We start from the raw sequence: 22060 nt of genomic DNA, 5'->3' as shown, positions 1-22060 counted from the left end.
GATCAGTCTCCGCTCGCAGCGACCACCGTGAACTCGGAGGTCATGGGCGCATGCCCGAGGCCACAGTACTCAAGGCACATCACCCGGTAGGTGCCGGGCTGGGTGAAGGTGTGCACGAGCTTGTTGGTGAAACCCGGCATCGCCTGGGTTTGCGCGGCGATCCGGCCGTCCGGCGCGTAGATGGCAAAGCCGTGGTTCACGTCGCGGCTGGTCACCCGGAATTCCACCGGGCTGCCGGCGTGCACCGTGTTCGGCGTTATCTGCCACGACCATTGCTGCCCGGTCACGTCCACCACCTGCTGGATATCCAGCGCAGCGTGCTGTGGCGCGATCGGGAAACGGTGGAGCGTGGCGTAGGTGGCGCCCACGAAGATGATCAGCAGGGCGCCGAACAGCCATCGTCGCAGTACGTTGGAGGTGTTCGCGGCCTTGCGTGTCGCCGCGTCGTCGGCCGGTTTGCCGGCCTGATGGATCACGTGGATGAAACCCAGCGCAATCAGACCCATGCCGACCAGCGCAATGGTCCAGATGAGATCCTGAAGAATCATGACGGTCCCCACCGGTCAAGACGGGGGCACTATGGTCCAGCTGGTCCCGGGTGTCAAAACGCGATCGGGCCGCATGGCGAAGGAGCCCTCGCCGAATCCGGCGCAGGCCACGTGGCCGCGTCGATCTGAAAACCGCGCGCGGCGGCCGCATCCTCCGGATGTCGACGCGGCTGGAGCGTCTACGCAGTGCCCGCGAGGCGCGAGGCGATGTGCACTTCGCCGGTCAGCACCTTGTGGATCGGGCACTTGTTGGCGATCTGCAGCAGGCGTTCGCGCTGCTCGTCGTCCAGCGCGCCCTGCAGGGTGATGACGCGAGTGATGTCGTTGCCCGACTCGGGCGTGCCGTCGGGATTGAACGCGAGTTCGACGTCGACATGTTGCAGCGGCCATTGCTTGCGTGCCGCGTACATCTGCAGGGTGATCGCGGTGCAGGCGCCCAGCGCGGACAGCAGCAGCCGGTGCGGCGCCGGGCCGGTGTTGGCGCCGCCTTCCTCGAGCGGCTCGTCGGCGTGCCAGTGGTTGCCCTGGTCGTCGGTGAAATCGACCGCGTACGGCGCGCCGCCGGTGCTGGTGCGGACGGTGGGGATGCTCATGGCGGGTTCTCCTTGGTCGGGTTTCAGATCACGTCCCACAGGTAGCCGTCATGCGCGAGCACCGCGCCGGCCAGCTGCTCGATCGCCTCGTCCTCGTTGCGCTCCAACCCGCGCACGTTGCGCGCCATGCGGCGGCGCGCCTGGCGCGCGAACACCTCGGCGATGCTCATGGCTTCCTCGGCGGCCGGATGCGACTGCTGCGCCAGGCTGTCGGCGCGCGACAGCACGCACAGGCCGACGAACAGGTCGATCGCGATGTCGGCCAGGCGCTTCTGCGCGTGCTGCATGTCGGCCGCCTTCTTGCCATGGCGGCGCAGCAGCGCGTCGGAGGATTTGGACAGCTCCACCGTGTATTTCTCGTAGGTGGCGGCGACCTTGCGCAGCCGCGGCGACAGCTCGTGCGCGATGCGGTCGATGCCGTAGCCGGTGGCCTCGCGCATGCGCCGGCCGGTGTAGCTGCCGAGCACGCCGAAGCCCTTGATCGGGTCGTTGAAGATGTCGCCCACCGCCGCCTTCAGCTCGCTCAGGCCCGCGCCCACGCCCTTCAGGCCGGACAGCGCGATGTACAGGCGCAGGATCTCGTTGGTGCCTTCGAAGATCGACAGGATGCGCGTGTCGCGGGTGATCTGCTCGTACGGGAACTCGCGCATGAAGCCGTTGCCGGCGGCGATCTGCAGCGCCTCGTACGACGCGCGCTGCACCGCCTCGCTGGCGAACACCTTGCTCATCGCGGCCTCGACCGAGTAGTCGCTGCCGCCGCCGTCGATCAGGTGCGCCACCATCCACACCGCGCTCTCGGCGGCGAAGCAGTCCACCGTCATCTGCGCGATCTTCTCGCGGACCAGGCCGAACTCGGCGATCGGCTGGCCGAACTGCTTGCGCTCCTTCGCCTGCGCGCAGGCGAGGCGGATCAGCGAGCGCATGCCGCCGACCGCGCCGCCGCCCAGGCCGGTGCGGCCGCTGTTCAAGATGCTCATGGCCACCTTGAAGCCCTTGCCGACCGGGCCCAGCACGTTTTCCGGCGGCACCCGCACGTCCGCGAACGCGACCGTGGTGGTGCTCGACGCGCGGATGCCCATCTTGTCCTCGTGCGGGCCGTGGCTGACGCCGGGCCACTTCGCCTCGACGATGAACGCGGTGATCTTGCCCTCGGGCGTGTCGGTGCGCGCGAACACGGTGTAGAAGTCGGCGATGCCGCCGTTGGTGATCCAGATCTTCTCGCCGGAAAGCGTCCAGCTGCCGTCGTCGTTGCGCACGGCCCTGGTGCGGATGGAGGCGGCGTCGGAACCCGCGCCGGATTCGGTGAGGCAGAACGCGGCGATCATCTCGCCGCTGGCCAGCTTCGGCAGGTAGCGCTGCTTCTGCTCGTCGCTGCCGAACAAGAGCAGCCCCTTCATGCCGATCGAGCTGTGCGCGCCGATGGTCAGCGAGACCGAGCTGTCGTGGCTGCTGGTCTGGCCGAGCACCCGCGCGTAGGCGCCGTTGGACAGCTCCAGGCCGCCGAATTGTTCGGGAATGATCAGGCCGAACAGGCCCATCTCGCGCAGCGCCTGGATGAACTCGGCCGGCTGCTCGGCATCGCGGTCGTACTGCTTCAGCTCGGCGCCCTTGTCGGCGAGAAACTGGTCGATTGCGTCGGTCATCGCGCCCAGCATTTCCCTGTCGCGGGCGCGGATCGCCGGATACGGGAACAGGTTCTCCTCCAGGATGTTGCCCAGGAACAGCTGCTTGGCGACGCTCTCGTCGCTGCGCAGCGCGGGCTGCTCGGTGGGGGCGGGCGGCATGCTCACGGCAGGTTCTCCTGGGACGTGGAAACCTCATTCTGACACTTCCTCCGCCGCGGGCACCGGTGCGAATCGACGCAGGCCCCAGGCACCGCCTGCCTCGACCACGGGAAGCCGCGGCTGCTTGAAACTCGACCGGGTGCACCCAAGTCATGGGTTGAATCGGGCCGTCAAGGGTCCGCGCGCCAGGGAGCATGGATCGCCCGCGGCGCATCCACGCTTTTCGGAGGTAGACCATGGCAACCGGCTGGGCCGGCGACGGCGCCGTGCAGGATCAGATCGATGCCACCGTCAACGACGGTGTGCAGCGGGCGCGCCGGCAATTGCGCGAGGGCCCGGGTCTGACCCATTGCGAGGAATGCGAGGCTCCGATCCCCGAAGCGCGGCGCCTCGCAGTGCCTGGCGTGCGATTGTGCGTGGCCTGTCAGCAGGTACGCGACACCGAGCAGTCGGCCAGCCTGTACAACCGGCGTGGCAGCAAGGACAGCCAACTGCGCTGAGAGGTTGTGAATATTTCAACCTCTCAGGCCGGCCACGGACGCCGGACGCGGATCGGTCCCGCAAGTGACTGATTCGCGTGCGCGCGTCCGGGCGTGTACCGGACTCGCGACAGAAGAAAGCCCCAGGACGGAATGGCACTTGCTTGAGCGGCGTCATCCCCGCGAAAGCGGGGATCCAGTGCCCCTCACGCCGCCCAAAGCCTTGAAGGCGCTGGATTCCTGTTTGACCGGCCCTTCGGCCGTTGAAAAGCGCCGTGCCATTCCCCCAAGACGTGGCTTTCTTCACAGGCACTGGGCCGACGTCAGATGCCCGGCAACACCTGCGCCGCCGTCTCCTGCTCAAGCCACTGGCGGAACGCCGCAGCCGGCAGCGGCCGGCAAATCAGGTAGCCCTGCAGCGCATCGCAACCCAGCTCGGCCAGTGCGTCGCGCTGCTGGCTGGTCTCCACGCCTTCGCCGACCACGAACAGTTGCTGCTCGTGCGCGATCGTGATGATCGCCTCGATGAACGGGTCCGGCACGCCGGCCTGCAGCGTCTCGACGAACACCCGGTCGATCTTGAGCTCGTGCAGCGGCAGCTGCTTGAGGTTGCCCAGCGAGGCGTAGCCCGAACCGAAGTCGTCCAGCGAAAACTGGAAGCCCAGGCTGGCCAGTTCACGCAGCTTGTAGGCCACGTCGTCGAGATCGTGCAGCAGCACGCTTTCGGTAATCTCGATGGTAACCAGCTCCGGTCGCGTGCGGGTGGCGCGGACGGTGTCGTGCACGGTGCGCACGAAATCCTTGGCCAACAGCTGCCACGCGCTGGCGTTGATCGACACGCGGGCTGCGGCGTGCGCGGCCGGCCAGCGCTGGCGTTCCAGACATGCCTGTTCCAGCACATGGCGGCCGATCGCGTGGATCAGGCCGGTTTCCTCGGCGATGGGGATGAATTCGTCCGGCGCGATCAGGCCTTCCTGCGGATGGCGCCAGCGCAACAACGCCTCCGCCGCGACGAAGCGGCCGCGGGCGTCCACCTGGGGCTGGTAGTGCAATTCGAATTCGTCGCGTTCCAGCGCCAGCCGCAGGCCCTTCTCCAGCAGCAGGCGACGGTCGGCACCGGCCTGCATCAGCTGTTCGAACACCATCGTGGTGTTGCGCCCGGCGGCCTTGGCCTGGTGCAGCGCCACCGCGACCTGGCGCAGGGCTGCATCGACGTCGGCGGCCATGCCGGGCAGCAGGGCGATGCCGCCGCTGACGCCGATGGCCAGGTCGTGGGCGTCGATCTGGAACGGTGCGGTGAGCCGTGCGGTGAGTTCACGTACGAGGTCGCGCGCGGTGGCTGCCGGTGGCTGGCCGAAGGGCAGCTCGACATGCAGGGCGAACTCGTCGCCACCCGGGTGCGCCACCAGCGCGCCAGCCGGTGCCGCGGCGACCAGCCGTTCGGCGATCGCCTTGAGCAGCAGGTCGCCCACGTCGTGGCCGAGCGCTTCGTTGATGGTACGGAAGTGGTCCAGGTCCAGCATGATCAGCGCGCTGTCGCCGCGGTGTTCGCCCGCCAGCACGGTCCGCACGTGCTCGCGCAGCGCCACCCGGTTGGGCAGGCCGGTGACCGGGTCATGGTAGGCAAAGGTGGCGCAGCTCCGATTCCACCCGCTGCCGACGCACGGTTTCCGCGCGCAGCTCCTCCAGTCGGTGCTCCAGCAGCGTGCCGCGGTGCTGCAGCTCGCGCCGCAACTGGTCGCCCATCACCAGCACCAGGGCGAGGAAGGCCAGCGATTCGTAAGTCACGGTCTGGATGCCCGCGCGGTTGACCACGTCGGCGTGCAGCGCGGCGGTGGCCTCGATCAGCAGGAACAGCGTCAGTGGCCACGCACGCTCGCTGCGTGCACGCCACAGCGCCACGCAGCAGCCGATCGCCCACACATAGATTGCATCCTTGGCCAGGAAGTAGGGCCCGAACAGGGCGGACCTGGTGCCGGCGAAATTGCTGACCTGCTCGCCCCAGGGCAAGCGGATTGGCTCGCGCTGGACGATCTCGGAATAGATCACGCTGTCGGGCGAGAAAGCGTTGGCCAGCAGCAGTGCGCCGAACACCACGGCGGCCACCAGCAGCCAGCGCCGCCGATGGCGCAGCCCGGCGTACAGGCCCAGGAACCACACGGCAGCGGGGTAGATCAGGCAGGCAAGGCCCATCTGCCAGCGGATCAGCGAACGCGCCATCTCCAGCGAGTCGTTCCGGAAGATGCAGGCAGTCAGCAACAGGTAGCCGGCCAGCAACAGGCTGAGCCAGCCGAACGACTGGTTCACCGGCTCGCGTTCGCCGGCCGACCCCACGAGCAAGGCGTGCACGCCCGCGAACAGGCAGATGCCGCAGGCGATCAGCAAGCTGGACGCATACAAAGTCATGAATCGGCCAAGTGCCTGTCGGCAACTCCCCCGTGGCCCCTTGGCGGACATGTTACCCACCTTGTTGCCCCGGACCCAAGCGAATCCGGTGCCGCCGGGGGGGGGGGGGAAGGTTCGCACCCGGCCGGCGACGCGGATCACATCCGGTTGCCACGGCGGGGGAGTATGGTGGCGGCGTCAGCATTTGCCCGCGCGATTGTCGCTGAGGTACAGGCCATTTCGACCCCGACGCCCCCCGCCGAGATTGCCTCCGGCATCGACTATTTCTTCGCGCTGCGCCCCGACGGCCGGGCCCGCGCGGAGATCGCCGACGCTGCCGCGCGTTTCCGCCGTGCCCAGCGGGTCAGCGGGGTGCCGATGCCGATCGACAACCTGCATCTTTTGTTGTGCCCGATGGGCCGTCCCGAACGGCTGCGTCAGTCGCTGGAACACACCCTGCTGGCCGCGGGTGCCGCGGTGCGAACCCATGCGTTCGTGGTCACCCTCGACACTGCCATGCGCTGCATTCCCGTCGGCGGGCAGTTCCCGTTCGTGCTGTGCGCGGACCAGGCGGCCGCCGAGGCGACGCTGCGCCTGCGCAAGGCGATCGCCGAGGCGCAGCGTGCGCAGGGACTGCGGGTCAACGGCGTGTCCAGCTTCCACCCGCACGTGGCGCTGCAGCATGGCCCGGCGATCGATGCGATCGAGGAGTCGATCACCCCGATCCAGTGGCGTGCGGAGGAGTTCGTGCTGATCCGCAGCTTTTTCGGTCAATCCAGCCACGAGATCGTCGGGCGCTGGGCATTGCCGGGTGCGCCGGCGCCGGCGCCGGTGGACCTGCTGGCCGAGCTGGCCAACCTGCCGGAGTTGCCCTCGTTGCCCGACGAATGAAGTGTCGGTCGGGGATGCCTAGATCGGCGGCTCCGCGCGGACCTGCGGCGTGCTTGTGCGCTGTTGTCGCGTCAGCGCGTGCTCGCGCTGGGCGATGTAGAGGCTGGCGCCGATGATGATGGCCGCGCCCAGCGCGGTGTAGTGATCCACCGCCTCGCCGAAGATCCACCACGCCAGCACCGCCACGATCAGCAACTGCAGATAGCTGAAGGGCGCCAGCATCGACGCCTCGGCCAGGCGCAGCGCGCGCGTCCAGCAATAGTGGCCGCCGGTGCCCAGCGCGCCTGACAGCACCAGCCACGGCCAGATGCCGGCGTGCGGCCATTGCCACACCGACAGCGCCGCAGGCAGCGACAGCGGCACCCACAGCAAGGTGGTCAGCAGCACGATGCGGTCGGCCGGCTCGCTGCCGGTCAGCGACTTGATGCTGATCGTCACCGCGCCCGTGAGCCCGGCCGCCAGCAGCGCGACCATGCTGCCCGGTGCGAACGCGGCACTACCGGGGCGCACGATCACCAGCACGCCGATGAAGCCGGCGATCACCGCAGTCCAGCGGCGCCGGCGCACCACCTCGCCGAGAAAGATCACTGCGCCGATGGTGACGAACAGCGGCGACGAATACGACAGCGCCACCGCCTCGGCCAGCGGCAGGTTCACGATTGCCCAGAAGCCCGCCAGCATGCCGCCCATGCCGAGCACGCAGCGCATCACGTAGAAACCGAAGCGCGGCGTGCGCAGCAGCGACCAGCCCGGCCCGATCAGCAGCGGCAGCGCGAACAGCGTGCCGAACGCGCTGCGGAAGAACGTGATCTGGAACGGGTGCAGTTGCGCCGAGGCCAGCCGGATCACCACCGCCATCAGGGCAAACAGGCTGGCGCTGGCCAGCATCAGCAACACCGCGCGCAAGGGCAGTGCGGTTACGGGCGACGAGGGGGGGATCGGAGCCAGGGCGGTGCCGCGCAAGGACGTGGGAGGCGCGCATGGTAGCCCATTCCGCCTCGGCGCCGTGCGGGCAATGCCCGCCGCTTCACACTGTGACAAGAGCCGGCGGGCGGTGCCGCCCTACGGCGTTGTGCCGCCGGATGCGGGCAGACTCTGCTCCGGCCTTCCGTGTTGCGGATTGCCCGACCACGCCTGCAGGCGTTCGCGCACGACCGGCTCCAGGCTCTTCATGCCCCAGCGGCGGCCTTCTGCCAGCGCGGCTTCGGTCGATTTGCCGTCGATCAAGGCAGCGCGCAGCGCGATCATCGCGCCGACCCGGTTGCTGCTCGCGCAATGCACCAGGGTTTCCTGCGTGCCGGCCTGGTGCAGCAGGCGGTCGAACTGCACCACGTTGTTGCGGGTCAGGTCGGCGGCGCCGTGGATCGGCAGGTTGTGATAGTCGATGCCCGCCGCGCGCATGGCGGCGGCCTCGTCAAAGCGCGGCGTCTCGCTGTCCACGCTGAGGTCGATCACCTGCTTGATGCCGGCTCGCTGCAGGGCGGCCACGTCATCGGCCTGCAACCTGCCCGATGCGACCCGATGCGGCGCCGGGAACGACACGTTCGGCAGGTCGGCCAGCGCGGTCTCGGCCGGTGCGGCGGCATGCACGGCGAGCGGAGTGACCGTCAGAATCAATGACAACAACAGGGATCGAAACATGTCGACAATCTCGCAGTGAACCCGCCACAGGATAGCCGACGCCGCCTTGCGGCCGTTTATTGCCGCGCCTGCAGGCGCAGCCCGCGCGGCGTCAGCCAGCGCTCGACCAGTTCGAACAGGCCCTGCACCAGCAGCGCCAGCACCGCCGCGGGGATCGCGCCTTCCAGGATCAGCGGGATGCTGTCCAGCCGGATGCCGGTGAGGATCGGCTGGCCGTAGCCACCGGCGCCGATCAGCGCGGCCAGGGTGGCCGTGCCCACATTGATGACTGCGGCGGTCTTGATGCCGGCCAGGATCGAGCGCATCGCCAGCGGCAATTCGATGCGGCGCAGCCGCACCCGCCGTGGCAGGCCCAGTGCCGCGGCCGATTCCATCAGTTCCGGCGCAATGCCGACCAGGCCGGCATGCGTGTTGCGCACGATCGGCAGCAGGCTGTACAGGAACAGCGCGGCCACCGCCGGCCAGGTGCCGATGCCCAGCAACGGGATCATGAACACGAACATCGCCAGCGACGGCACCGTCTGCAGCACGCCGGTGGCCGCGATCACCAGTTGCCCCAGCCGGCGCCGACGCGCGGCGACGATGCCGAGCGGGATCGCCAGCGCCAGCGCCAGGCCCAGCGAGCTCGCCACCAACTCGATGTGCTCCACGCTGCGCTGGCGCAGCCGCTGCCACAGGCCGCGCCGCCCCGCCTCGACGCGGGTGCCGAGGAAGTCGGCGGCCACCGCGCTGTCGCGGCGGCCGTCGAGCTTCACCGCGGCATTCATCGTGCGCATCGCCTGCTCGTCGATGCGGCCGGCGAGGCGGCGCAGGGCGGCGACGAAGGCGGGCTCGTCCCGCTCCAGCGCCAGCCGATAGAGGAACACCGCCTGGTAGCGCGGGAAGTAGTGGCGGTCGTCGAGCAGAGTGCGCAGGTGGTAGTAGGGGATCTCCGCGTCGGTGCTGTACAGGTCGATCGCATCCACCGCGCCGCTGGCCACCGCGCGGTAGGACAGCACGTGATCCAGCCCGCTGACCTTCGTTTGCGGCAGGGCATAGGCGCGACGCAAACCCGGCCAGCCATCGCCGCGGTCCATGAACTCGTTGGAGAAGCCCAAGCGCAGCGACGGGTGTGCGCGCAGGTCGGAGATGCGGCGGATGTCCAGTCGCGCCGCCTCGTCCTGACGCATGCCGATCGCGTAGGTATTGTCGAAACCGAGTGGGTCGGTGATGCCGATGCCCAGCGGTTTCAGCCGGGCGCGCAAGGTGGCGATGTCGGCGTCGGCCGGCACGTCTTGCAGCAGCTCGTGGGTCAGTGTGCCGGTGTACTCGGGGTAGGCGTCGATGTCGCCCTGCTGCAGGGCCTTCCACAGGATGCGGGTGCCGCCCAGCTCGCGCTGGTGCACGGCCTGGACGCCGGCATCGCGTGCGGCCAGTCGCGCGATCTCGCCCAGGATCACCGACTCGGTGAATTGCTTGGAGCCGATCCGCACCGGTTGCGCGATCGCCAGCACCGGCAGCAGGCCGGCGAGCAGCACGATGGCGATGCGGGCAGGCATGCCGGTCATGGCGTGGCCGGCAGCGTGCGTTGCGCCTGCACGAACTGGCGCGCGAAGTCGTCGGCCGGGCGGTCGCGCAGATCCGCGTAGCTGCCGTCCTGCACCACCGCGCCGCGCCGCAGCAGCACCAGTCGGGGGGCGAACCAGGCCGCCTCGGCCAGGTCGTGGGTGACGACGATCACCGTCTTGCCCAGTTCGCCGAAGATGCGCTGCAACTGCTCCTGCAATTCGTGGCGCACGATCGGGTCCAGTGCACCCAGCGGTTCGTCCAGCAGCAAGGCGTCGGGATCGACCATCAGCGCGCGCATCAGCGCCACGCGCTGGCGCTGGCCGCCGGAGAGTTCGGCCGGGTAGCGCGCCAGCGCGTCCGACGGCAGCCGGGTGAGCTGCGCCAGCGCCTGCGCTCGCTCGCGGATGCGTTGCGGCGCCCAGCCCAGGTGTTGCGGCAGCAGGCCGAGGTTGCCCATGGCGGTGAGGTGCGGAAACAGCCCGCCGTCCTGGATCACGTAGCCCACGCGACGGCGCAAGGCGAGGATGTCGGCCGGCTGCAGGGCGCGGCCGTCCACGCGCACGCAGCCGCTGTCGCTGCGCTCGAGCCCCAGCAGCAGGCGCAGCACGGTGGACTTGCCCGAACCGCTGCTGCCGATCAGCGCGGTGGTGCTGCCGGCGGCGAAGGCCAGGTCGATCCGCTGCAGCGCCACGACTTTGCCGTACCGCTTGCTGGCGCCGTCGAGCGCGAAGCGGATGCCGCCGCCGACCTCAGCGGCGCCCATGGTTCCGGGCGCGACGGGAACCACCCTGTGGCGTGGTCCGGTGCGCGCTCACGCGGGCGGCACCGTGGTGGCGAAGCGCGCGATGAAGTCGGCGGCCGGTTGCGGGCGGCCGAGATGGAAACCCTGGCCGAAGTCGCAGCCCATGTCGATCAGCAACGCCTGGGTGGCGGCATCCTCGATGCCTTCGGCGGTAGTGGCCAGGTCCATGTGATGGGCCATGTTGATGATGGCGCGTACCAGCTTGGCGGTATGCGGTTCGCTGCGGATGGCGCCGATCAGCGACTGGTCGATCTTCAATTCGGTGGCCGGGAACTGGCGCAGGTAGGCGATCGAGGCGTAGCCGGTGCCGAAATCGTCGATCGCGATGCCGATGCCGCGGTCGCGCAACCGGCGCAACACCTGCACGCTCAGCTCGAGGTCGTTGACCAGGGTGGTCTCGGTGATCTCCACGATCACCGCCGTCGGTGGCACGCCCCAGATTTCCAGCGCGCCGGTCAATTGCTCCACCATGCCCGGGCGCGACAGCACGCGCGGCGAGAAGTTGATCGCAAAGCGCAGGCCCTGGAACGAGGGCAGGCTGGCCACGTGCCGCAGGGTCGTGTTCATGCTCCAGCGGGTGAGTACCGAGATCAGGTCGCTCTGCTCGGAGAACGGCACGAAGTTGGCGGGCGAGACCTCGCCGTGGTTGGGGCTGCTCCAGCGCGCCAGCGATTCGGCGCCGGCCAGGCGGTCGCTCTGCAGGTTCCAGATCGGCTGGAAGAACACCTGCAGCCGGTTGGCGTCCAGCGCCTCGCGCAGTTCGTCGTAGAAGATCTCGACCTGGGTGTCGTGCGGCGCGTAGACCACGTACAGCTCGCCGCGCCGCTGCGCCTCGTCCAGCGCCATGCTGGCGCGGCGACACAGGCGGTCGGCGCCGGGGCCGTGGTCGGGATACAGCGCGATGCCCATCACCGGCCGCACCAGCCAGGGCGAGGCGGTTCCGTCCAGCGGCTGCTCGAAGGCCTGGGTCAGGCGCGTGCCGGCGAGCAGGGCGTGGTTGGCGCTGAGCATATCCGGCAGCAGCACGACGAAGCTGTCGTCGCCGGCGCGGAACACGCGGTCGATCGGACGCAGCGAACGCTGGATCAGCGCATGCGCCATGTCCTCGGCCTGTTCGCCCTGGGCGTAGCCGAAGCGCAGGCTGATCTCGCGCAGGCCGGGCACGCGCAGCATCAGCACGGCGAAACGCTCGCCTGCGCTGGCGCGGATGTGCGCGTCGATCTGCTCGAAGATGTGTTCGCGATTCAGCATGCGGCGGCGGGCCAGGGGGAAGGCGGGCGGACAGGCGTCGGGGTGGTCATCATTACAGGAAGAAGCGGCTGGCATCGATGCCGTAGTCGCCGACCGCCAGGCTGCGCACGATGTCCACGCCCTCGTCGTCGTCCAGCTGCATCAGGTCCACCGCCCGGAAATCGTCCAGCGGCTGCTTGTTCGGCTCGCTCAGGATCGCCACCCGCGGGCGCAGCCGGCGCACCTGGTTCTGCGCCATCACGATCGCCACCTCGCCGGTGCTCAGTTCCACCAGCGAACCGGTGGGGTAGACGCCGAGGCAGACCTGGAACTGCTCGATCATCTCGGCCTGATGCAGGCGGTTGCGTGCGGCGTAGATCTGCTGCAGCGCCTGGTGGCGTGAAATGGGCGCGCGGTAGGGACGCGCGCTGGACATCGCGTCGTAGCTGTCGATGATGCCGAGCATGCGCCCGCTGATCGGGATGGCGTGGCCGGCCAGGCCGTCCGGGTAGCCGCTGCCGTCGTGGCGCTCGTGGTGGGTGCGCACGATGTCGAGCACGTCGAGGTTGGCGATGCCTGCCTCGTCCAGCAGGGCCAGCCCGTGGCCGATGTGCGAGCGGATGATGTCGACCTCGCTGGGAGCCAGCGAACCCGGATATTGCAGCAGTTGCTCCGGCAGGCGGGTCTTGCCCACGTCCATCAGCAGGCCGCCGGCGGCGAGGCTGAAGATGGTCTCCTCGTCGAAACCCATGTGTCGGCCGAACGCGGCGGCCAGCGCGCTGCAGCTCACCGCGTGGCTGTAGGAATAGCTGTCGCTGCGGCGCAGGCCCTCCACCAGGAAGAACGCATCCGCGCTGCGCAGCACGGTGGCCACCAGCGGGCGCACCGCCTGCTCGACGCGCTCGACCGACAGCTCGCGGCCGCTGGTCACGTCCTCGAACAGGCCATCGACGATCTGCGAGGCGTTCTCCAGCGCGGCGCGGGCACGTGGCGCCTCGTCCTCGACCGCGGCGAGATCGGCGTAATGGGTGCGGCTGCTGAAGCGGTGGCGCGGGGCGTCGGCGCGCATCAGCGCCTGCGGCGCGTCCGGCGGCACCAGGCGGCGCGCATCGACCCAGACCTCGCGGCACAACTGCTGCAGGGTCTCGATGTCCTCCAGCCGGGTCAGCGCGACACCTTGCAGTGCGAATGGCGTCTCCTCCCATGGCCGATCCAGCCGGCACACGAACATGCCCAGCTGCAGATCGGCCACGTCGATCCGACGCTCTTCGATTTCGAAAGCCACGCACTGCTCCGACCGATGGTGGACGCCGAGCCACGGCAACGCGATCGCGGCGGTCCAGCGGCGAGGTTAGCAGCAGTGCGGATTGCCGTGCCAACGGCTGGCCGGTGCGCCATGCGGCGGCGTACCCTGTGCGCCCGTTTCGTGGATATCGCCGCCCATGCCGTCGTCGCATCGCCTGATCCGCTTCGTTCGCAGCTGCCATCTCTACCTCGGCGTGTTCACCGCGCCGATGCTCCTGTTCCTGGCGGTGAGCGGCGGCCTGCAGACCTTCGGCCTGCATGAGGCCAGCCGCGGCAGCAGCTACGCGCCACCGGCGTGGCTGGCCGGCATGGCGCAGCTGCACAAGAAGCAGACCCTGGAGGTACCGGTGCGGCGTCCGCGTCCGGCGACAGCGGCGGCCGAGGCCGCGCCGGTCGCGCGGGCAGCGGTGCAGGGCGCGCCCGCGGCACCCGGTGCGCGCCGCAACCTGCTGCCGATGAAGATCTTCTTCGCCGCGATCGCGCTGGGCCTGTTCATGTCGGTGTGCAGCGGGCTGTACATGGCCTGGCGCTTCACTCGCCGGCCGCGGCTGTTCGGCGCCGTGCTGCTGGGCGGGATTGCCGCGCCCCTGCTGCTCTTGCTGGCCTGAGCCGGTCGCGGCATGGCGAACCGGCAGCTCGACCATTTGCAGCATCGCCCGGCGCGTTCCGCGTTCGCGCTGCGCTACCTGGTGCACGACTTCGAGGTGCCGATGAACGTGGGCAGCGTGTTCCGCATTGCCGACGCGCTGGGGGTGGAGATGATCCACCTCACCGGCGCTTCGGCGGTGCCGCCCAACCGCAAGTTGCGCAAGACCTCGCGTGCGACCGAGCAGCACGTGCCGTTCCGCCACGACGACGATCCGCTGCCGGTAGTGCACGAACTGAAGGCCGCCGGCTACCGCATCGTCAGCCTGGAGCTCACCAGCGCCAGCATCGACATCCGCGAGTTGCCGGTGGCCGCGGGCGAGCGCATCTGCCTGGTGCTCGGTTCGGAGAACCGCGGCGTAAGCCAGGCCCTGCTGGACGGCTCCGACCAGACCGTGCACATCCCCATGCTGGGCGCGCATTCGTCGATGAACGTGGCCACCGCCTGCGCGATCGCGACGTTCGAAATCATCCGCGCGTTTCCGGTGCCGCCGGCCTGAGGCCACGGTCGTGGAGGGGTGGGGTTCCGTTCGGCGACGGCGCGCTTTCCGCGGGCTGGTCCGGCGCACCGGCGGGTGCGGTCATCATCAATCGGTCGACCGGATAGCCACGCTGGCGCGAGTGCTCCACGAGGGTCTGCAAAAGTGCGGGATCCATCGTGGGCTGGCGCGAGAGTATCCACAGGTGGTTGCGGCCGGGGCCGCCGATCACCGCCCACTGGTAGTCGGCGTCCACCTCGATCACCCAGTAGTCGGCCCACGCCATCGGCAGCCAGGTCAGCCAGGCAGGCGCGAAGCGCACTTCCAGCGCGGCCGGCTGGTGTTTCTTCATCCGCGCCACGCCGTCGACCGACGACCGGCCCTTGCGGGTGCGGCAGGTGTTGTGCACGTGGATGGTGCCGTCGGGATTCGGCGTGTACGTGGCGACGACGGCATCGAGGCACTCGCGTTCGAAGTACATCGGCAGGCGCGCGATTTCGTACCACTGGCCGGCATACCGATGCAGGTCCAGCGACGGCACCGGCCGGTTCGGCAGGCTGGCGGCGGCAGCGGGTCCTGCGATGGCGAGGGTTGCCACGATGAGCAACTGGCGGAACATGCGCATGGTCTGGTTCCCTGGGGAATGCGTGGAGCGATCGGCCGGAAGGATCGCGGAACCGGGGCGTGCGGTCTGGCGGTAGTGTGCTTCCTGCAGGTCGATCTCGCGCACCCGCCGGTGCGAGACCTCGTCCGAGACGACGGCGGCGATGGCTGCGGCCCGGCGGGCCATGTTCTCCTCACGAAGGACCGCCGGTTCCGGCGGCAGTTCCTGGCCTTCGAGCAACGGCAGCAGGCCGATGCTGGCGACCACCAGCGAGAGCGGGATCAGCGCGGTGGCGAGGAAGATGGGCGGCCCGCCTGCGGGGAAGGGCGTGCCGTCGGGCGGCATCGGGAATGGGGAGCGGGAAACGACATCGCCGTTCGCCCTGAGCGCAGGCGCGGCGCCGCACGCGGGGAGCGGCCATGGATGGCCGCAGCTTTGAGGAGCGAGGAAGTCCAGGGGTGCGGCAGCGGCTGGCCGTGGCGCGGCGAAGGGCATACCATCGCCCGTTCCCGTCGCCCGTCCCCAGGCCCAGGAGATCGCGTGCAGCCGATCATCGACGTCAGACAGCTCAGCAAGACCTACGCCTCCGGTTTCCAGGCGCTCAAGCCGATCGACCTGCAGATCCGCCAGGGCGAGATTTTCGCGTTGCTCGGCCCCAATGGCGCCGGCAAGACCACCCTGATCAGCATCATCTGCGGCATCGTCAATCCCAGCGAAGGCTCCGTGCTGGCCGATGGCCACGACGTGGTGCGCGAATACCGCGCCGCGCGCTCGCAGATCGGCCTGGTGCCGCAGGAGCTGACCACCGACTCGTTCGAGACGGTGTGGAACACGGTCAGCTTCAGCCGCGGCCTGTTCGGCAGGGCGCCAGACCCGGCGTACATCGAGAAGGTGCTGAAGGACCTCTCGCTGTGGAGCAAGAAGGACAACAAGATGATCACCCTGTCCGGCGGCATGAAGCGCCGGGTGATGATCGCCAAGGCGCTGTCGCACGAGCCGCGCATCCTGTTCCTGGACGAACCCACCGCCGGCGTCGACGTGGAGCTGCGCCGGGACATGTGGACCATGGTGCGCGGCCTGCGCGCCAGTGGCGTCACCATCATCCTCACCACGCATTACATCGACGAGGCCGAGGAGATGGCCGACCGCATCGGCGTGATCAACAAGGGCGAGCTGATCCTGGTGCAGGACAAGGCCGAGCTGATGAACAGGCTCGGCCGGCGGCAACTCACCTTGCAGTTGCAGTCGCCACTGGCGGCGATCCCCACCGAACTTTCCGGCCACGCGCTGGAGTTGTCCGCTGACGGCCAGCAACTGGTCTACACCTTCGACGCGCAGGACGAGCGCAGCGGCATCGACGTGCTGCTGCGCCGGCTGGGCGAACTGGGCATCGACTTCAAGGATCTCAGGACCAGCCAGAGCTCGCTGGAGGACATCTTCGTGGACCTGGTCAGGGAGCGCGCATGAACATCCACGGCATCCGCGCGATCTACCGCTTCGAGATGGCGCGCACGCGGCGCACGCTGCTGCAGAGCATCGTCTCGCCGGTGATCTCCACATCGCTGTACTTCGTGGTGTTCGGCGCGGCGATCGGCTCGCACATGAACGGCATCGACGGGGTCAGCTACGGCGCCTTCATCGTGCCGGGCCTGGTGATGCTGTCGCTGCTCACGCAGAGCATCTCCAACGCCTCGTTCGGGATCTATTTCCCCAAGTTCGTCGGCACCATCTACGAGATCCTGTCGGCGCCGGTGTCGCCGTTCGAGATCGTCGCCGGCTACGTCGGCGCGGCGGCGAGCAAGTCGATCATCCTGGGCGCGATCATCCTGGCCACTGCGCGGCTGTTCGTCACCTTCGAGATCGCGCACCCGCTGTGGATGGTCGCGTTCCTGGTGCTCACCGCGGTGACCTTCAGCCTGTTCGGCTTCATCATCGGCATCTGGGCGGACAACTTCGAGAAGCTGCAACTGGTGCCGCTGCTGATCGTCACGCCGCTGACCTTCCTTGGCGGCAGTTTCTACTCGATCCACATGCTGTCGCCGCTGTGGCAGAAGGTGACCCTGTTCAACCCGGTGGTGTACCTGATCAGCGGGTTCCGCTGGAGTTTCTACGGCGTGTCGGACGTCGGCGTGGGGATCAGCCTGGGCATGACCCTGGTGTTCCTCGGCATCTGCCTGGGACTGGTGTGGTGGATCTTCCGCAGCGGCTACCGATTGAAGGCCTGAACCACGCCGGTTGAACGAATCGCGCGGGCTCCAGTCCCAGCACTATTTGAAGGCAACCACGGGGAAGTTCATGCGCAGGCAGACATCAACCGGAAGCTGGGTCGCCGCGGCGATCGTGGTGATCGTCCTGGTCGGGGCGGGGGGCTGGCTGGTGCGACGCGCCATGCAGCCCGAGGCGGCGAGCCCGCCGACGGCGGAAACGGCGCAACCGGCGACGAGCCGCAGCGCGGTGGCGCCGACCCAGCATCCGATCGCGCAGGCGCAGGCGCAAGCCGTCCCGGCCAGCGCCTCCACCGCGCCGCTGCCGGCGCTGGACCAGAGCGACGACGACGTGCTGGCCGCCCTGCAGCGGCTGGCCGGCGACAGCGAGCTGTCGCTGCTGCTGGTGCGCCCGCAGATCATCAACCGCATCGTGGCCAGCATCGACGCCATGCCCGGGCGCAGCCTCGGCGGCATCATGATGCCCGCGAGGCCGCCCAAGGGTGCCTTCGTCACCGGCGAGATGGACGGCCAAACCGTGATCGGCGAAGCCAACGCCGCCCGCTATGCGCCGTACATGGCGATCGTCGAGCAGGTCGATCCGCAGGCGCTGGTGGCCTGGTACGTGCACGCCTATCCGCTGTTCCAGCAGGCCTACGAACACCTGGGCTACCCGCACGGTTACTTCAACGACCGCCTGATCGTGGTGATCGACAACCTGCTCGCCGCGCCCGAGCCTGCCACGCCGCCGGCACTGCTGCCGTCCAGGGGCCAGTACGTGTTCGCCGATCCGGCGCTGGAAGCGCGCTCCGCCGGCCAGCGCCTGCTGCTGCGCACCGGAGCGGCCAACGAAGCGAAGATCAAGGCCCGGCTGCGCACGATCCGCGGCCTGCTGGTCGGCCAGCACCTGCAGCCTGCCGCGGCGGGTTCGGCCACTGGAGCCGCCACGCTGAAATAGCCAGGCTGCCGACTCATCAACGGGTAGGAGCCCGCCTGCGGGCGATGCTCTCGCGAATCCCGAATCCCGAATCCCAGCTACTAAAGCATCGCCCGCAAGCGTGCTCCTACGGATACGGCGAGCCGTCCTTGTGCGTGTAGACGCCGGCCGCGCCGTCCCAGTGCAGGTCGATGTCGGGGTAGTGGCAGCGGTCGTCCGCGTGGCGACTGCCGATCTCCAGATAGACGGCTGTCTGTGCGCTCCGGTTGACCAGGTGATGACCGTCGGGACAGTTCTTCGGGAACGCCGCGAACTCGCCCGTGCGCAGCGGCTGCTCGCCGTCGTCGGTGATCAGCACCAGCTCGCCCGACAGCACGCAGACGAACTCGTCCTCGTCGGTATGCCAGTGCCGCTGGCTCGACCACGCGCCCGGCGGAAGCTGCGTGAGATTGACGCCGAAATCGGCGAGGCCGCCGGCATCGCCCAGCGCCTGCCCGGTGCGCGCGCCGGCGAAGGCGGCAAACGGCGGCGGATAGCCCGAGCCCTTGCGCTCGGGCACCTGGCTGACATCGATCTTCGGCATGGGGATTCTCCGGCGTGGATGGCGATTGTCCACCGAAAGCGCGCCGTTGCCGTGAATGAGCGCTTTCTGTACACCCGACCGGCTACAGTGGGCCGACGTCGCGAGACCGTGCGCGGAGGACGGAATCATGATGCGTGGCTGCTGGCTGATCGTTCTGATGCTGGCGTGGCTGGTGCCGTCGGCCCCGTCGCGCGCCGAACCGCCGGTGGCTGCGCCTTCGGCGATGGTGGCGCGGATCACCCTGGACGGACCGATCGGGCCGGCTGCAGCGGAGTACTTCGACGACGCGGCGCAACGCGCGGTAGCCGACGGCGCGGTGGCGATCGTGCTGCAACTGGACACACCGGGCGGGCTGTCCGAGTCGATGCGCCAGATCATCGGCCGCATGCTGGCGCTGCCGGTGCCGGTACTGGTCTACGTGGCGCCGGGTGGTGCGCGTGCTGCTTCGGCCGGCACCTACATCCTTTATGCGGGGCAGGTTGCCGCAATGGCGCCGGCCACCCACCTGGGTGCGGCGACACCGGTATCGCTGGGTGGCGCCACGCCGATGCCGTTGCCGGTGCCGCAGGCGAGCGAGCCGGCCAGGGCCGGTTCCGGCGCGCCGCCCGCGCAGGATGAGGCCGGCGACAACGCCGAATCGAACAAGGTGCTGAACGACGCGATCGCCTACCTCCGCTCGCTGGCCCAGTTGCGCCATCGCAACGCGGTCTGGGCCGAGCAGGCGGTGCGCGGCGCGGCGACGCTGACCGCCAGCGAGGCAGCGCAACAACACGTGATCGACTTCGTCGCCGGCGACGTGGCCGACCTGCTGGCGAAGGCCGACGGACGCGCGGTACGCGTCGGCGAGCGCCAGCTGACCCTGCAACTGGCGGGCGCGAGCGTGCGCGACTACGTGCCGGGCGCGCGCACCCGTTTCCTGGGCATCATCACCAATCCGACCATCGCCTACCTGCTGCTGCTCGGCGGTATCTTCGGTCTGGCGGTGGAGGCGATGCACCCCGGCGCGATGCTCCCCGGCATCGTGGGCGCGATCAGCCTGCTGGTGGGCCTGTACGCCTTGCAGCTGCTGCCGGTGAATTACGCCGGGTTGGCGCTGATGGCGCTGGGCATCGGCCTGCTGGTGGCCGAGGCGGTCAATCCCACGGTGGGGGCCTTCGGCGTGGGCGGGCTGGCGGCCTTCGTGATCGGCTCGGTGATGCTGATGAAGACCGGCGTGCCCGGCTACGCGGTCAACCTGGGCGTGATCGGCGGCATCGCGGTGGGCTTCGCGGCGCTGCTGGGCACGGTGGTGTGGCTGGTTTTTCGCGCGCGCCGCGCACCGCCGTTCGGCGGCGAGGCCGCGATGGTCGAGGAAACCGGCCGCCTGCTGGAAAGCGTGGCTGCCGGCGGCGAGAGCTGGGCGATGCTGCACGGCGAGCGCTGGCGCGTGCGCTGCGCGGTCGACCTGCCGGCGGGCGCCGCGGTGCGGGTGGTGTCGCGGCAAGGTTTGTTGTTGTGGGTCGAGCCGGCCCCTGCCGTCGCGACCGTTTGAGGTTTTTGACAGGAGAAGACCATGTTCGGATTCGTCGGTGTGTTGATCATCCTCGGCATCTTGCTGCTGTTCGCCGCGATCAAGATCCTGCCGGAGTACCAGCGCGGCGTGGTGCTGACCCTGGGCCGCTATACCGGCACCAAGGGCCCCGGCCTGGTGCTGCTGATCCCGGTGGTGCAGCAGATGATCCGGGTGGACTTGCGGGTCACCGTGCTGGATGTGCCGCCGCAGGACGTGATCTCGCGCGACAACGTCTCGGTGCGGGTCAATGCCGTGGTGTACTTCCGCGTGGTCGACTCGGACAAGTCGGTGCTGGAGGTGGAGAACTTCCTGCAGGCCACCAGCCAGCTGGCACAGACGCGGCTGCGCTCGGTGCTGGGCCAGCACGAGCTGGACGAGATCCTGTCCCAGCGCGAGTCGATCAACCACACCTTGCAGGTCACCCTGGACGAGGCCACCGACCCGTGGGGCATCAAGGTGATGAACGTGGAGATCAAGGACGTCGATCTCAACGAGACCATGGTGCGGGCGATCGCGCGCCAGGCCGAGGCCGAACGCGAACGCCGCGCCAAGGTGATCCACGCCGAAGGCGAGATGCAGGCCGCCGAGAAGCTGCGCGATGCTGCGGCGATGCTGTCGCAACAGCCGCAGGCGCTGCAGTTGCGTTATCTGCAGACGCTGGCCGACATGTCCAACAACGGCAAATCCTCGACCATCGTGTTCCCGCTGCCGCTGGACCTGATCCGGCCGCTGATGGAGGCATTTCCGCCGAAGCCGGATTCAGGTACAAGGATTTGATTCGAATGATACTTGCTCAGGCCCGTCATCTCCGCCAAGGCGGGGATGACGGGCCTCCTGCTGCCAAAGCCGCCGGATTCGCGCTTTTGCGGGAATGACGGAAATCGGAGTCTTTTGCGGGAGCAGGCTCGATTCGGGGACGATTTTTTTTTTGCGAGCAAGCGACAAGATGGAAGCAGGATATTCAACGGGAAGCCTGGTCTGCGTGGGTCTGGGCATGACCCTGGGCTCGCACCTCGGCCCGCTGGCGCGCAGCCACATCGAGCAGGCCGACGTGGTTTTCGCCGGCCTCTCCGACGGCATCGTCGAGCTGTGGCTGCAGCGCATGCACCGCGACGTGCGCAGCCTGCAGGTGTACTACCGCGAGGGCAAGTCGCGCATGCAGACCTACCGCGAGATGGTCGAGGCCATCCTCACCGAGGTGCGTGCGGGCAAGAAGGTGTGCGGCGTGTTCTACGGCCATCCCGGCGTATTCGCCTGGGCGCCGCACAAGGCGATCGAGGTGGCCCGCGGCGAAGGCTACGCCGCGCACATGGAGCCGGGCATTTCCGCCGAGGATTGTCTCTATGCGGATCTCGGCATCGACCCCGGCCGCGTCGGCTGCCAGCACTACGAGGCCAGCCAGCTGCTGTTCTACCGACGCCGGATCGACCCCACGGCCTACCTGATGCTGTGGCAGGTGGGCCTGGTCGGCGACCTGTCGCTGGCGCGCTTCTCCACCGGCCCGGCCTACCGCCAACTGCTGGTCGAGGTGCTCTCGCGCGACTACCCGCCGGAGCATGAGGTCATCATCTACCGCGCACCGACCCTGCCGATTCAGCAGGCGCGGATCGAGCGGTTGCCGCTGGGGGAGCTGCCTCAAGCGGAGGTGGGCATGGCCGATACGGTGGTGGTGCCGCCGGCGCGGGCGCTGTCGGTGGACCACGAGATGAGGGCGAGGCTGGATGTGCTTGACAAGGCGGCGTCCGAAGCCGCCGGCGATGCTGCCGCATCGAGTCTGCAAGGCGTCAAAAACCAAGCGTAAGATGGCCTCGGCGCAGCCGTGCCTGACAAGAGCGCCGTTGCGAGCAGGG

At 68.8% G+C, this 22060-nt stretch carries 22 protein-coding genes and 1 pseudogene; 10 read left to right on the top strand and 13 right to left on the bottom strand.

Features of this window, described 5'->3' with window-relative positions; translation table 11 throughout:
- Positions 1–2: 2 nt before the first annotated feature.
- The 3 genes from ACVCMB_RS05485 to ACVCMB_RS05475 all read right to left on the bottom strand — a co-directional run bounded on the left by ACVCMB_RS05485 (position 3) and on the right by ACVCMB_RS05475 (position 2925).
- Complete coding sequence (locus ACVCMB_RS05485; RefSeq protein WP_447106359.1) at positions 3–548, bottom strand: cytochrome oxidase; 546 nt, start codon at positions 546–548, stop codon at positions 3–5.
- Positions 549–727: 179 nt separating this feature from the next.
- A complete protein-coding gene (locus ACVCMB_RS05480) occupies positions 728–1141 on the bottom strand; it encodes an OsmC family protein (protein ID WP_447106358.1) in 414 nt (137 codons plus the stop codon).
- 23 nt (positions 1142–1164) lie between these two features.
- The gene (locus tag ACVCMB_RS05475) at positions 1165–2925 is read right to left on the bottom strand and encodes an acyl-CoA dehydrogenase family protein (RefSeq protein WP_447107218.1); all 1761 of its coding nucleotides are present in this window, start codon (positions 2923–2925) and stop codon (positions 1165–1167) included.
- Positions 2926–3161: 236 nt separating this feature from the next.
- On the opposite strand from ACVCMB_RS05475, the gene ACVCMB_RS05470 reads away from it, so the two are divergent.
- Positions 3162–3425: a DksA/TraR family C4-type zinc finger protein gene (locus ACVCMB_RS05470; RefSeq protein WP_447106357.1), complete on the top strand. Its 264-nt coding sequence runs from the start codon at positions 3162–3164 to the stop codon at positions 3423–3425.
- 302 nt (positions 3426–3727) lie between these two features.
- Here the strand turns inward: ACVCMB_RS05470 and ACVCMB_RS05465 are convergent, their stop codons facing one another.
- Both ACVCMB_RS05465 and ACVCMB_RS05460 read right to left on the bottom strand, forming a co-directional pair.
- Complete coding sequence (locus ACVCMB_RS05465) at positions 3728–4975, bottom strand: putative bifunctional diguanylate cyclase/phosphodiesterase (protein WP_447106356.1); 1248 nt, start codon at positions 4973–4975, stop codon at positions 3728–3730.
- 43 nt (positions 4976–5018) lie between these two features.
- Entirely contained in the window at positions 5019–5810 is a 792-nt protein-coding gene (locus tag ACVCMB_RS05460) for a hypothetical protein (protein WP_447106355.1), read from the bottom strand.
- 168 nt (positions 5811–5978) lie between these two features.
- On the opposite strand from ACVCMB_RS05460, the gene ACVCMB_RS05455 reads away from it, so the two are divergent.
- Positions 5979–6680, top strand: a complete 702-nt coding sequence (locus ACVCMB_RS05455; protein WP_447106354.1) for a 2'-5' RNA ligase family protein — start codon at positions 5979–5981, stop codon at positions 6678–6680.
- Between the two features lie 18 nt (positions 6681–6698).
- Here ACVCMB_RS05455 and ACVCMB_RS05450 read toward each other — a convergent pair whose 3' ends face one another.
- From ACVCMB_RS05450 to ACVCMB_RS05425, 6 genes are all read right to left on the bottom strand, one after another.
- Positions 6699–7586, bottom strand: coding sequence for a DMT family transporter (locus ACVCMB_RS05450; RefSeq protein ID WP_395119301.1), 888 nt, complete (start codon positions 7584–7586; stop codon positions 6699–6701).
- Positions 7587–7742: 156 nt separating this feature from the next.
- Entirely contained in the window at positions 7743–8321 is a 579-nt protein-coding gene (locus ACVCMB_RS05445) for a hypothetical protein (RefSeq protein ID WP_447106353.1), read from the bottom strand.
- Positions 8322–8377: 56 nt separating this feature from the next.
- On the bottom strand, positions 8378–9859 hold the full coding sequence (locus ACVCMB_RS05440; protein ID WP_447107216.1) for an ABC transporter permease/substrate-binding protein: 1482 nt from the start codon (positions 9857–9859) through the stop codon (positions 8378–8380).
- 5 nt (positions 9860–9864) lie between these two features.
- Positions 9865–10632, bottom strand: a complete 768-nt coding sequence (locus tag ACVCMB_RS05435) for an ATP-binding cassette domain-containing protein (RefSeq protein WP_395119298.1) — start codon at positions 10630–10632, stop codon at positions 9865–9867.
- 48 nt (positions 10633–10680) lie between these two features.
- The gene (locus ACVCMB_RS05430) at positions 10681–11922 is read right to left on the bottom strand and encodes a putative bifunctional diguanylate cyclase/phosphodiesterase (protein ID WP_395119297.1); all 1242 of its coding nucleotides are present in this window, start codon (positions 11920–11922) and stop codon (positions 10681–10683) included.
- 52 nt (positions 11923–11974) lie between these two features.
- Positions 11975–13186, bottom strand: a complete 1212-nt coding sequence (locus tag ACVCMB_RS05425) for an HD-GYP domain-containing protein (protein WP_395119296.1) — start codon at positions 13184–13186, stop codon at positions 11975–11977.
- A gap of 157 nt (positions 13187–13343) precedes the next feature.
- On the opposite strand from ACVCMB_RS05425, the gene ACVCMB_RS05420 reads away from it, so the two are divergent.
- On the top strand, positions 13344–13814 hold the full coding sequence (locus ACVCMB_RS05420) for a PepSY domain-containing protein (protein ID WP_447106352.1): 471 nt from the start codon (positions 13344–13346) through the stop codon (positions 13812–13814).
- 12 nt (positions 13815–13826) lie between these two features.
- The gene (locus tag ACVCMB_RS05415) at positions 13827–14351 is read left to right on the top strand and encodes a TrmH family RNA methyltransferase (RefSeq protein WP_395119294.1); all 525 of its coding nucleotides are present in this window, start codon (positions 13827–13829) and stop codon (positions 14349–14351) included.
- A 73-nt stretch (positions 14352–14424) separates the two neighbouring features.
- On the opposite strand, the pseudogene ACVCMB_RS05410 reads toward ACVCMB_RS05415, so the two are convergent.
- Positions 14425–14955 (bottom strand): annotated as a pseudogene (locus ACVCMB_RS05410) (lipocalin family protein); the annotation flags it as partial.
- Positions 14956–15474: 519 nt separating this feature from the next.
- On the opposite strand from ACVCMB_RS05410, the gene ACVCMB_RS05405 reads away from it, so the two are divergent.
- From ACVCMB_RS05405 to ACVCMB_RS05395, 3 genes are all read left to right on the top strand, one after another.
- Positions 15475–16401: an ABC transporter ATP-binding protein gene (locus ACVCMB_RS05405; protein WP_447106351.1), complete on the top strand. Its 927-nt coding sequence runs from the start codon at positions 15475–15477 to the stop codon at positions 16399–16401.
- A complete protein-coding gene (locus ACVCMB_RS05400; protein ID WP_395119292.1) occupies positions 16398–17159 on the top strand; it encodes an ABC transporter permease in 762 nt (253 codons plus the stop codon). Before ACVCMB_RS05405 ends, ACVCMB_RS05400 begins: the two co-directional genes overlap by 4 nt.
- A 70-nt stretch (positions 17160–17229) precedes the next feature.
- Positions 17230–18096: a DUF3014 domain-containing protein gene (locus ACVCMB_RS05395; RefSeq protein ID WP_447106350.1), complete on the top strand. Its 867-nt coding sequence runs from the start codon at positions 17230–17232 to the stop codon at positions 18094–18096.
- Positions 18097–18202: 106 nt separating this feature from the next.
- Here the strand turns inward: ACVCMB_RS05395 and ACVCMB_RS05390 are convergent, their stop codons facing one another.
- Positions 18203–18658: a cupin domain-containing protein gene (locus tag ACVCMB_RS05390; protein ID WP_447106349.1), complete on the bottom strand. Its 456-nt coding sequence runs from the start codon at positions 18656–18658 to the stop codon at positions 18203–18205.
- 127 nt (positions 18659–18785) lie between these two features.
- Here ACVCMB_RS05390 and ACVCMB_RS05385 point away from each other — a divergent pair, with 127 nt between their 5' ends.
- The 3 genes from ACVCMB_RS05385 (at position 18786) to ACVCMB_RS05375 (ending at position 22011) form a co-directional block, all read left to right on the top strand.
- Positions 18786–20189, top strand: coding sequence for an NfeD family protein (locus tag ACVCMB_RS05385; protein ID WP_447106348.1), 1404 nt, complete (start codon positions 18786–18788; stop codon positions 20187–20189).
- Between the two features lie 21 nt (positions 20190–20210).
- Entirely contained in the window at positions 20211–20987 is a 777-nt protein-coding gene (locus ACVCMB_RS05380; RefSeq protein WP_395119288.1) for a slipin family protein, read from the top strand.
- Between the two features lie 169 nt (positions 20988–21156).
- Positions 21157–22011 (top strand): SAM-dependent methyltransferase, encoded by an 855-nt coding sequence (locus ACVCMB_RS05375; RefSeq protein ID WP_447110587.1) that lies wholly within the window; start codon positions 21157–21159, stop codon positions 22009–22011.
- Positions 22012–22060: the final 49 nt, after the last annotated feature.

The organism is Rhodanobacter sp. UC4443_H10 (genome assembly GCF_052978325.1).
Note: the sequence above shows the minus strand (reverse complement) of the source record. Positions and strands in the feature narration are given on the sequence as shown.